The organism is Mycobacterium asiaticum DSM 44297, from assembly GCF_000613245.1.
Taxonomy (GTDB): domain Bacteria; phylum Actinomycetota; class Actinomycetes; order Mycobacteriales; family Mycobacteriaceae; genus Mycobacterium; species Mycobacterium asiaticum.
The window spans coordinates 963,773-975,873 of the sequence record NZ_HG964938.1 but is presented as its reverse complement, the minus strand read 5'-3'; the positions used below and the strand labels follow the sequence as shown (position 1 = coordinate 975,873).

Below are 12,101 nucleotides of genomic sequence, written 5' to 3'. Positions count from 1 at the left end.
CCGGTCACGCTGTGGTTGCCGCCAGGAAGGCTTCCACCGCTTTACGGTACAACTCCGGGGCGTCGTCGTGAATTAGATGACCGGCGCCGGGGACATTCAAAAAATCTGTGACGCAGTCATTTTCGGCCATGCGGCGCATCTGTCCCGGTGGGGTTACCGAGTTTCCGGCCTCGATGAGCAGGGTCGGCGCACGTACCGCTTGCCACTGCGCCCAGTAGTCGCGGGTGCCCCATTCGGCGGCGATCTCAATCCAACGAGCGGTGTGGCCGTGCAGCCGCCAGCCCGTCTCGGTGCGGTCGAACGCCTCCAGGAAGTACTGTCCCGCGACCGGTCCAAACTCCGCGAAAACCCTTTCACTGGAATTGAATTCGACGGGCAGAGCGTGCAGCCAGGGCTCCCAGGGGCCCGTGGTTCGGCCGACGAAGTCCGGGGCCATGTCCTCCACCACCAGCGCTGTCACCAGATCCGGGCGCTCGGCCGCCAGACACCAGGAATGCAGACCACCCATTGAATGCCCGATGAGCGTTACCGGCACCCTCAAGGCGCCGACCGCCTCGCCGAGGTCGGCTACGAAGCGCTCAGTGCTGATCGGGTAGGGATCGTCGACATCGCGGCCGCGGTGCCAAGGCGCGTCGTAGGTGTAGACCGCGCCGATCCGGGTGAGCCAGGGCAGCTGACGTGACCAGGTGGTCCCGCGGCCCATCAGTCCGTGCACCAGAACCAGCGGCCTGCCGCGTCCACCGCGATGGGTCAGCAGATCCGAGGGCATGCCGGGCACGGTAACCTAGCCCCATGCCAGTGGTGAAGATCAACGCAATCGAGGTGCCGCCCGACGCTGGCCCTGAGCTGGAGAAGCGGTTCGCGCATCGCGCGCACGCGGTCGAGAACTCGCCCGGGTTCCTCGGCTTTCAGCTGCTGCGTCCGGTCAAGGGCGAGGACCGGTACTTCGTGGTGACGCACTGGGAGTCCGACGAGGCTTTCCAGGCTTGGGCGAGCGGGCCCGCCATTCAGGCGCATGCTGGTCAGCGTGCCAATCCGGTGGCCACCGGTGCTTCGCTCTTGGAATTCGAGGTCGTGCTCGACGTTGCTGGGAACACTTCGGCGCAATAGCCGGCGTGCGGCGCGGCGCCGTGTGGTGGCCCTGAGCGCCGCCGCCGCGCTGGTCGTCACGCTTACTTCGAGTTGCTCGTCCTCGCCAACCCCATCGGCCAATGCGGCCAATGCCGGGCAGCGGATCGACACCACCACACCGCCGGGTCTGCGGGCTCAGCAGACCATGGACATGCTGAATTCCGATTGGCCGATCGGGCCGGTGGGCGTACGCACCCTGGCAGCGGCGGATCAGGTGGAATCGGTCGAAGCCACCATGGAGACGCTGTGGTGGGATCGCCCGTTCAGGTTGAGTGGGATCTACGTCGGCGCCAACGTCGCGACATTGCAGCTTGTCTCCTCCTACGGCGCGCGCCAGGACATCCGCATCCACACCAATGACCTGGGTGAGGTGGACCGGTTCGAACTGGAGACCCAGCCGCCGCCCCCGATCAACTCGTGGCACGACATCGAGGCGGTGCTGAACACCACCGGCGCCCGCTACTCGTATCAGGTCGCCAAGGTCGACAACGGCAAGTGTGATCCGGTAGCCGGCGCCAATGCCGACGTATCTTTACCGCTGGCTTCCATTTTCAAGCTTTACGTGCTGCACGCCCTGGCGGGTGCGATTCAGCGTGGGACGGTGTCCTGGGACGACCAGCTGACGGTCACCGAGAAGAGCAAAGCGGTCGGCTCGTCGGGCCTGGAACTCGCCCCCGGCGAACAGGTTTCGATTCGTACCGCGGCCGAGAAGATGATTGCCACCAGCGACAACATGGCCACCGACCTGCTGATCGGCAAGCTGGGGACCCGGGCCATCGAAGAGGCTCTGGCCACCGCCGGCCACCATGACCCGGCCAGCATGACACCGTTCCCGACCATGTACGAGCTGTTTTCGGTCGGTTGGGGCCAGCCCGATCTGCGGGAGCGTTGGAAGCACGCCACGCAACAAGAGCGAGCGGCGCTGCTGGAGCAGGCGAATTCCACTCCGTATCAACCTGATCCGACCCGGGCGCACACTCCCGCGTCCAACTACGGCGCGGAATGGTATGGAAATGCGCAGGATATCTGCCGAGTGCATGTGGCGCTGCAGGCCGACGCCGTCGGCCGGGCTGCGCCGGTCCGCCAAATCCTCTCGGCCGTATCCGGGATTCAGCTGGACCGTCAAGTGTGGCCGTATATCGGCGCGAAAGCCGGTGGCCTACCGGGGGATTTGACATTCAGCTGGTACGCGGTCGACAAGACCGGACAGCCGTACGTGGTCAGCTTCCAGCTGAACTGGCCGCGTGATCACGGGCCGACGGTGACCAGCTGGATGTTGAAGGTCGCGAAGCAGGCCTTCGCGATGGTGGCTCCGCGCTAGGGCTGCATCAGTTCGTCGAAGCGCGTGAGCGCGCGACCGACGTCCGCCTCGTCGAAGACTTCGCATCGGCTGATCTTGTTGTCGTCGAACTTCAGCAGTGCCACTTCCCGCCACTCGGCGTCCAGACCGTCTCGCGATGTCGCATGAACCACGTGGGTGACCACCGCTCCCGAGGCGCTCAGTCGATGCACCGCCTCGACGCGGATTGTCGCCTGCGGCACGAGGTCCCAGACGGCGCGCAGCGACCGGCCAAGGTCACCCTTTTGCACCGCAACCAGCGGTCGATGGTCGACATCCGCCCAGTCTGCTGTCGTCTCGGGGAGTTCGTGCCGATTGAGCGCGGCGTACCCACTCATAACGAGCGACCAGGTGTGCGCGTACTCGGCCGCTTCGCCCGCAAGGTACCGGGCGTCGAGTTCTGCGATCGCGCGGTCGATGTCATCGACGTCGAACAGGAAGCGTTTCGCGAGCCGGCCCTCGGCGTCGACCTCGGCAATGCCCAGCATCTCGCTGTGGAATGCCTCTGGCCGCGGGTCTCGTCCTGTCAGGACGAAATGGCACAGCGCCAGACGCTGTGCGCGTGTCGCGACGACCGTCACCGCTGCCTTCTTGGTTCCGGTGGCCACTATCGCCTGCATATCGGCGATTTCGGCATCTTTACCGTGACGGACACCGGCGTTGACGATCCGCCGTCGATCGTCGGAGCAGATGTCGTCGGTCACTGAGGTACCCAACGCTACCCAGTCGTGTGCGGCGACATGAGCCCAGAAGCGCTCGGTCATCGAGCTCGCCAAGTTTTGCAGCCGAGGCGTCTGTCGCGCCTGTTCCTCGAACCGCCCGATCGCGAGGTCGACGTCCGCTTCGTCGAAGATCTCGCAACGGCTGATGAGGTCGCCCTCGACGGCGATCAGATTGATTCCGCGAAACTCGACCTCCGCACCGTCCTGTGACTTCCCATGGCCGTACCAGGTGATGACTGCTCCGAGATCGGTGAGCCGATGCACTGTCTCGATGCAGAAGGCGCCGTTGGACAAGTCACCGCCCGCAAACGCGATGCCTCGCCGGTGGTCGATATTGACCCAGTCTGGCGTCGTCGGGAACAGCTCGCTTCGGCTCAGAGTGGCGCAAGCTCTTGCGATGGTCGACCAGGTGCGCGCATGCGGCGCCGCTTCGCCGGCAAGGTAGCGCGCGTCGAGTTCCGCCCGCGCGGCATCGATGTCGTCACCGTCAAACCAAACCCGCGAAATGATGCGCGCGTCCTCGTTGATTTCGACGACGCACAGTGCGTCGGTATGGAATTCCTCGACTTGATCGGCCCAACGCCATTGGGACCGACTAAGGACCAAGCGCTCGCCGCGAGTTGCAAGCGGAGATGGCTTGGTGAACGTGATTCCGAGTTCTGCACTTGCCCTTAGGTTTTCGATCGCGATGTCGCGCCCCTGCCGGGTCCCGGCGTTCACAATGGGTCGGCGGTCGTCGCTGTAGTATTCGTCAGCCAGGACCGCGCTGAATCCCGCCCAGTCGCGCGCCGCAAAACACGCATAGCCCCGCTCATCGGCCCGGCTTGCCGCATTCTCCAATCGCCGCGTCTGCCGCTGCAATTCATCAAATTGGGCCAGCGCCGCGTCCCGGTCTGACTCGTCGAACATCTCGAACCGGGTGACCAGGTCGCCCTCGACGGTGATGATGTCGACTCCGCGCCATTCGGCGTCGAAGCCCTGTCCGGACGTTCCGTCGGCCACCCAGGTGACGACGGCTCCGAGGTCGCTGAGTTGATCTACTGTTTCGAAGTAGACCCTTCGGTTCGGGGTGAGTTCCCAGGAGGCTTGGATGTAGGCGATCACCTCACCCGGCGGGAAGGCCGTACCCCGCCGGTGGTCAATATTCACCCAGTCCGGTGTAGTTCCAACGAGTTCGTGTCGGTTGACACCCGCCAGGGCACTCAAGATCGCTGTCCACGCCTGCGCGTGTGCCGCTGCCTCGCCGGCCAGATACCGCGCGTCGAGTTCGGCGAAGGCTGCGTCCACGTCGTCGATGTCGAAGGCGATGTGGGCCGTCATCCGGCCGTCGCAGTCGGTTTCGACCAACACGAGCGCCTCGGCATCGAATCGCTCGGACCTCGTGTCGCCGCCCGAGAACCGAGTTTTGTTCAGCACCAGACGATCCCCGCGAACCGCCAAGGCGTTCGATTCGATGCTGGTCGCTCCCAGCCCCGCAATCGCACGCAGATCAGCGATTACCGAGTCGCGGCCGCGCCGGCGTCCTGCACTAACGACGCGACGGCGGTCATCGGTGATCACATTGTTGGCCAACGCATCCGCGATCGCGTCCCAATCGCGGGCCGTAAAGGCTGCCCCGAACCGCGCACAGGCCTGGCTCGCGACGTTGTGCACTCGCCGCGGCTGCCGCTGCAATTCCTTGAATCGTGTGAGCGCGTTGTCAAGGTCGGCGTGATCGAACAGCTCGCAGCGATTGATCAAATCGCCGCTAACCGTTGAAAGGGTGACCTCACGCCACTCGGCCTCAAAGCCGTGATCGGAGGTGCCAAGGGCAGCGAAAGTGACGACGGCGCCCTGCTTACCCAACCGGTGAACGGCCTCCACGAAGAGCTGGACGTGCGCTAGCTCCTTCCCCGCCCGGATGTATGCCAACATCTGGCCCGGCGCGAATGCGGCCGCTCGGCGGTGATCGATGGTCACGCAGTCGGCGGTCAGCGCGGGAAGCTTGCGCTCATCGACGGCCGCGTATGCGCCGGTGATCGTTTTCCAGGTATTTGCGTAGGGCGCTGCCTCGCCGGACACGAAGCGCGCATCAAGTTCGGCCAGGGCCGCTCGGAAGTCGTTCGCCTCGAAGAAAACACATGCGGCGATCCGTTCGTCGGTGTTGAGTTCCAGGATTCCGAGTACTTCTGTGGAAAAGGCCGTTGATCCGTCGTCACGACTGGAGAAACAGAGCCGTTCTAGGACCAATCGCTCGCCGCGCACCGCCAGAGCGCTCGCAGCTACATTCGCGGGCCAGAGTTCGGCTACCGCACGCAAATTCGCGATCTGCTCGTCCCGACCGATTCGGACCTCGCTGACTACCGGCCGGCGATCGTCGTTGCAGAAATCGGTGGCGAACAAGCCGGCGAGGGTGTCCCACTCACCGGCCGCGAGGTGCGCCAGTAAGCGTTCTCCCATCCGGCTGGCCGCATTCTGCAACCGTCGTACCTCAGGCTGGAGTTCGGCGAAACGGGCCAGCGCGGTTTCCAGATCCGCCTCGTCGAAAACCTCGGAGCGACTGACCAGATCACCTTCGACCATCAGCAGATTGACACCGCGCCATTCGGCGTCGAAGCCTTCGCGCGAGCTGCCGAGCGCGGCATGGGTGACGAGGGCCCCCGTGTCAGTCAGCCGATGCACGACCTCGACGTAGGTGGTAATCCGTTGGTCGAGCTCCCAGCCGGCGCGCACGTATGCGATCAGCTCCCCAGGTGCGTACCGGGCCGTGCGGCGATGATCGATACTGACCAAACCTGGCGACGCTTCGGGCAGTTCACGGCGATTCAGACGGGCATAGCCATCGGTTATAACCGACCAGATGTGCTTGTGCGCGGCCGCTTCACCCGCGAGGTAACGCGCGTCCAGCTCGGTGACCGCCGCGGCAAAGTCCTTGATGTCGAACACAACTCGAGCAGTGATCCGCCCGTCGACATCGACCTCGGTGACGTCGAACACATCGGTGTGGAACGCCTCGGGTCGTTGGTCGCGGCCCCAGGTTTGGGTACGGCAAAGGACCAGGCGCTCGCCGCGGGTGGCGATGACCTCCGCGGTCACGCTTTCAACCCCGATATCGACCAGTGCCGCCAACTCCTCGAGCGCGGCGTTCCTGCCCTGGCGTCGGCCGGCATTCACCACCGGCCGACGGTCCTCGGACCAGAATTCCTCCGCCACCATCGCCGCCGTGCCGGCCCAATCACGGGCCGAAAAAAGCGCTCGCAGCCGATCTCCAGTTCGGCTGGCCGAGTTTTCCAGCGCAGACGCCTGCCTTTGAGGCTGCACGTCCACCGCATCGAGTTCGGCGATCGCGGCTTCCATGTCGTCCACGTCGAACCAGACGGACCGGGCAAGACACCCTTCCCCGTCGAGGCTCACCACATGCAGCATCTCGTCTCGGGGCGCACCAGGGCCAACATCGGCAGTTCCCACTTCGACATGGACGAGGGCAAATCGCTCACCCCGCACGGCGAGGACCTCGTAGCGGTAATGAGTGCTGCCCACCTCACGCGGAAGACGCCTCAGCTCTTCTGCCCAGCTACGTGCGGACCGATCGTCGCGCGAGAAACCGACTATCCGACGGCGACTTTCGATTTCGATGTCGCTGGCCATCACTTGCTCGACTTCACCCCACGCCTCGCTGTTCAGCGCGGCAATGAGCCGTCCGATAGCCCGTACGCACTCGTTGTCCGAATCGACGGCCGGCGACTTTGGTAGGGCCGCGGTGGCAGATGGCACCGCAACGCCCAGCACCGCCCTGGCCTTCTCGGCCAGTGCCACGGCACCTTTGCGGTCATACAAGCCGACCGCCTGCTGCGCGGCGGCCCGCGCACCGGCCGCGTCACCGGCGGCGGCGCACACCATCGCCAGCGTCAGGAAAGCATCACCGTGATCGATGAGAGCGTCGGTGCGTCCGGCGAGGGCAACGGCATCCTGAGCGATGCGCCGCGCTTGCACGTAATCCCCGGCGTGCGAAAGCAATTGGGCGCGCAGAGTACGCCACGCGATCGACGCCTTCAACGCGTGGCCGGCGAGACGCTCGCTCTGGGCGCATAATTCGAAAGCATCGGAATCCCGATTCAGAGCAAGGCATGCGCGTCCCAGCATCGCGGCCGTCTCGGCGGTGTCGGCGTCAAGGCCCATCCGACGAAACCCGTTGTAGGCATGACGCAAATGCGGCTCTGCCGCAACCGGGTCGTCGGCGATGAGTTCGACGATCCCGGCAAACTGTTCGACCTCCAGCAGCGCGTGGCGTAGACCGAGTTCGGTGACGGTGCGCCGGGCCGAGTCCATCATTCGGCGGGCCGCGCCCGCGCGGCCACGGAATGCTTCCAACACTGCCTGGCAACGGGTCGAGGTGGCCTCGACGGCAGGCGAGTCGGTCGTGATCCGAAGCAGTCGCACGACATCGAGGCACCGGCCGCCGGCCCGCGGAACGGGATTCGGGCCCCATAGGGCGGCAACTGGCGCACCGGCCAGCACGGCGTTGACCCGGCGGTGGTCGTGTGCGCGTCGTGCCGCGGTCAGGGCGTCGTCCAGCGCGATTTCGCAGCCGGCGAACCGGCCGAGGCGAGCCAGACAGCCGGCCCGCACGGTGTGCGCCTTGGCTTCCCCTGCGGCATCGTCCAACTCGGCCAGTTGACGCGCAGCCGAAGCCAATGCGACTTCGGTATCGTCCAGTCGTTCGGGATGGATGAGCATCGACAGCTGGCCGTCGAAACACGTCGCCCACGCCGCCAACCGGACCGAATCCTTTGTCACGCCCTGTAATTGCGCGATCGCATCCGCTGCCAAAACCATGTCACCGGCGGCCAATAGCGCTTCACAGCGGGCCACCAGCAGCTCGGCGGCCTGCTCATCGCGGTCCGGCAGTTCGTCGTCCAGCTCCTCCAGCGCGTGCAGCGCGTGATCGTAGAGGTCGGCAGCGCCTTCGTAGGCGAGGCGGGCCATCGCCTGGTCCGCGGCGCGCCGGCAGTACTCGACGGCTTTGACGGCGTTGCCCGCCCATGCGCATTCGAAGTAGTGATGAGCCAGCTCCGCCAGCAGCTCATCACCGGCGCCGGGCCGGGTTTCCAAGGTGGTGGCAATGCGCTGGTGCAGCCGCATCCGCCGGACCGAGGCGAGTTCGGCCAGCAGCGACTGGCGGACCAGGGCGTGGTTGAAGCGATAGTGACCACCGGGTTCCTCGACCAGGATGCCGGCCTGGCACGCTTCATCGAACGCATCGACCAGGTCGCTGCCAACCACCTGCTCGACCAGGTCAACGGCGAATCGGCTGCCGACGACGGCGGCCGCGGCAAGAGCTTTGTTGGTTGCGGCGGGCAGCCGCGAAAGTCTGCGGCTGACCGCCTCGCGGACCCCTTGGGGCAGCGTCGTCTGATCCCACACGCCGCCACTCTCGTCAACGTGGCGCAGGGCCTCGATCAGGAAAAAGGGGTTGCCACCCGTCACCGACGCCAGTGCGCGGGCGAGTTCCTCGTCGTCGTACCCGGCTTCGGCCACGTATGCGGTCACGTCGTGCTCGTCGAGCCCGCTGAGGCTGAGGCGGTGGGCACTGCCGTCGCGGTGCAGGTCGGCGAGCATCGCTGCCAACGGGTGGGAACGGTCCAGGTCGGTGCTGCGGTAGGTGCCGATGACCTGCAGGCGGGCGCGCTCGCCGAAGCGCAGCACATGCCGCAGCAACAGCAGCGTCGACTTGGCCGCCCAGTGCAGGTCGTCGAGAACCAGGACCACCGGCGCGGTCCGGGAGGCTATTTCCAGCAGGGCGACGACGGCGTCGAAGAGTGCGTAGCGTTCGGTGTCCGGGTCGAAACGGGGCGGGTTGGCGAGATCGGGTACGACGTCGCTCAAACCGGGCACCAGCGCAAGTAGCGCCTCGACGCCGCGCAACTCCCGCAGGCGCTTGGCGCCAAGAGACGGCACGAGCGAGCGTAGGCCCTCCGCGAACGGCTGGTAGGGAGCGCCCAGGTCCTCGTCGCAACGCCCGTACAGCACCACCGCTCCCTGGCCGTAGGCCCGCTGCGACCACTCGCCCGCCAGGCGCGTCTTACCGACGCCCGGCTCGCCCGCGATCAGGACGGCGCACGCTCCGCCGCCCGATGCGGTCTGCCATGTCGACAGCAGCTTCTCCAGTTCAGCGCCGCGCCCGACGAACGGCCCGCGACCTAGCAGTACCGCAGGAAGGTCGGGGCGCTGCAACGGCGCATCGGTTGCCTGCGGCCCCGCGAGATCGGCAGCGGCGCCCAGACGCAGCTCGAAGACATGCTCGGGACGCGCTAGGTTGCGCAACTGACGCATGCCCAGATCGGCGAGCTCGACATCGTCCGGCAGTGTGTCGATGACCAGTCCGGCGGTCGCTCCCGAGCACAGGATCTGACCACCCTCGGCCAGCGACCGCAGCCTGGCGGCGCGGTTCACCGCGCGACCGAAATAGTCACCGTCGCGCAGCTCGACCTCGCCGGTATGCAAAGCGACGCGGATCCGCATAGGTGCGGGCAACGCCCAAGGCTCGTGACCGATCGCTTCTTGTAAATCGATGGCCGCGGCCGCTGCCGCGGATGGCCGGTCGAACACCGAGAACGTCGCATCACCTTCGCCGCGGGTCTTGACCAACCGTCCCCCGCGCGAGGTGACCACCTGCAGGACCAGCTCGTCGTGCCGCGCGAGCGCCACCGCCATCGCTTCGGCGTCGGCCTCCCAGGCGGCGGTTGATCCTTCGATGTCGGTCAGCAGGAACGTCACCGCGCGGGTGACCGACGAGAGTTGTTGCTCGGCAACATGATCCAACGAGGGGTCCTGGGCGACGATCGCTGCCTCCAGCCGGCGCAGCTCCGGTCCCGGATCCATCCCGAGCTCGTCGGCCAAAAGCGACCGGGCCCGCTGGAAGGCGCCGAGCGCCTCGCCCTGCCTGCCGGACCGGTAGAGGGCCAGCATCAGTTGGCCCCAGCGCCTTTCACGCAGCGGCGCATCGGCCACGGCGGCCTCGAGATCACCGATGACCTCGGCGGCACGGCCCGTAGCCAGTACCGCATCCGCACGGTCCTCGACCAGTGCGGCATAGCCTTCGATCCAGCGGGTTTTCTCGGACAACCCGCGCCGTCCTTCGGGCAATTCCGGGATCCCGCGCCACAGCCGCAACGCTTCCTCGAAGCGGGCCACCGCCTGGCTGGTGTCGCCGGCCGTTGCGGCCTCGCGTCCCATCTTGGCCGCCGTCCGGAAACGCGAAGCGTCGACTTCGGCCCCATTCAACGTCCAGCCCGCACCCGCGGTCACCACAACTCCGTCGCCGAGTGTCCGGCGCAGCGACGAGATGTGCGTCTGCAGGGCCTTGGCGGCGGTGCGCGGCGGGTTGTCACCCCACAACAGTTCGATCAGCGTGTCGGCCGATACCACCGATCCTTCGTGCAACCCGAGCAACGTGAGGATGGCGCGCGGCTTGGCGCCCGGGATCGTGACGGGCGCTCCGCGCCGCCAGACTTGGAGAGGTCCCAAAACCCCCAGTTCCACCGATGGAAGCGTACTCACACCGGTCATCGTCGGTAAGACGATTCAATAGCTGGTCAAGATCGAGTAAAGGTTTACAGCCGCAGTGTCCAGGCCGCCCCGCGAAAATGCAGCACCGTGCGGCTTACCGGTGCCACATCGATCCGCCAGAACGATGCCGGTGGGGCGTCCAGGGCCAGCAGGATCGCCGCTCGGACGACGGCCGGATGCGTGACGGCAACGGTCGGCCTCGGAGCGGTCGCTGCCGGCAACGATGCCAGCCACCCCGCCACCCGGTCGCGTAGATCGAGCACCGACTCTCCGCCATGGGGTTTGGCCGCCGGATCGGTGAGCCATGGCTCCAGCTCGCCATCGCCGAGATCGTCCAGCGACAGTCCGCGCCAACCGCCGCAGTCCAGGTCGGCCAACCGCCGCTCAGTGGCCGGCTTCAGTCCCAGCAACTGGGCGGTCTGCTGAGTGCGGTGTTCGGGCGCGGCCACCGGGTGGACCTCACCGCGCAACCCGAGTGCCCTGGTGACCCGGACCGCGTCGACCTGGCGGCGTCCCAGCTCACTGAGCGGTTCGTCAACCGGGAAACGCCCGACCGCCATCGCATCGGTCATCGCGTGCGAGACCAACGTCAACCGGAGAACGCCGGTCACGCCGCCAAACTCGTCGGCCGCGCAGTGCGCTCGCCCAGCAACCGGGCGGCCAGCGTCGAGAAAACCAGCCCGATACTCACCCACAGCACCAACTGGGTGCCCAGCGAGACCAGGCGAAAGTCATAAAGCACATCAGCGGGGAAATCCGCCGGGGTCTCGTGCACCGTCGGTAACGCCAGTGCCACCACCGCAATTGCTCCGAGGTACGCACCGACCCCGAGCAGACCAGCACTCCATGCACCCACTCGCGCCGACAGCCGTCGGGCAAGCCAGGCGGCTCCGATCGCCAGCACTCCCGAGGCCGCCACCAGCACCAGATACCACCCGGTACGCGATCCGATGGTGCCGGACTGGCCGACCGCCGGCGGGTTCGCCGGGTATTTCAAAAACGGCACCAGATAGAGCACGGTGAACGCCACCGCCGCCAGCTGCATTGAAAACACTTGCGGCGCAACGGCCCCGATCCGCCCGTGGGCAACACAGAACAGCACCGCAAAAAGCACACCGATCGCGACGCCAAAGATCAGGACCCCGAAGCCCAGCCCGGCGTTGCCCTGCACACCGCGGCTGAACAACTCAGCGCCGTGTTCGTGCACCCCAGAGGCAGCCTCGGCGCGGCGTTCCTCGAATTCGATCGCCCGACCGATCACGGGTTCAGCGACCAGGCGGGCGAAGACGAATGCCGCCACGGCACCTACCGCACCGGCCAGCAGGCCGCGCAGGATCAGCCGCTTCTCCATTGCCTCAGCC

5 protein-coding genes and 2 pseudogenes are annotated in these 12,101 nt (G+C 66.3%); 2 read left to right on the top strand and 5 right to left on the bottom strand.

Annotation, left to right across the window (positions count from 1 at the left end; all coding sequences use genetic code 11):
- Positions 1 to 4 precede the first annotated feature (4 nt).
- Positions 5 to 778 (bottom strand): alpha/beta fold hydrolase, encoded by a 774-nt coding sequence (locus BN972_RS23500; RefSeq protein ID WP_099051180.1) that lies wholly within the window; start codon positions 776 to 778, stop codon positions 5 to 7.
- Between the two features lie 14 nt (positions 779 to 792).
- Between BN972_RS23500 and mhuD the strand changes: the two genes are divergently transcribed.
- Positions 793 to 1,110 carry a mycobilin-forming heme oxygenase MhuD gene (mhuD, locus tag BN972_RS23495; protein ID WP_036363124.1) on the top strand — a complete coding sequence of 106 codons (318 nt, stop codon included), beginning with the start codon at positions 793 to 795 and terminating at the stop codon, positions 1,108 to 1,110.
- Entirely contained in the window at positions 1,085 to 2,452 is a 1,368-nt protein-coding gene (locus BN972_RS23490; RefSeq protein ID WP_051545743.1) for a serine hydrolase, read from the top strand. Before mhuD ends, BN972_RS23490 begins: the two co-directional genes overlap by 26 nt.
- Before the next feature lie 3,962 nt (positions 2,453 to 6,414).
- Here the strand turns inward: BN972_RS23490 and BN972_RS31290 are convergent.
- From BN972_RS31290 to BN972_RS23475, 4 genes and pseudogenes are all read right to left on the bottom strand, one after another.
- A pseudogene (locus BN972_RS31290) lies at positions 6,415 to 6,522 on the bottom strand (hypothetical protein); the annotation flags it as partial.
- 2,328 nt (positions 6,523 to 8,850) lie between these two features.
- Positions 8,851 to 10,740: pseudogene (locus BN972_RS31285) on the bottom strand (BTAD domain-containing putative transcriptional regulator); the annotation flags it as partial.
- A 44-nt stretch (positions 10,741 to 10,784) separates the two neighbouring features.
- Positions 10,785 to 11,351, bottom strand: coding sequence for a histidine phosphatase family protein (locus tag BN972_RS23480; protein WP_036363121.1), 567 nt, complete (start codon positions 11,349 to 11,351; stop codon positions 10,785 to 10,787).
- Positions 11,348 to 12,091 (bottom strand): CbtA family protein, encoded by a 744-nt coding sequence (locus tag BN972_RS23475; protein ID WP_036363118.1) that lies wholly within the window; start codon positions 12,089 to 12,091, stop codon positions 11,348 to 11,350. The genes BN972_RS23480 and BN972_RS23475 overlap by 4 nt, the downstream gene beginning before the upstream one ends.
- Between the last annotated feature and the right edge of the window lie 10 nt (positions 12,092 to 12,101).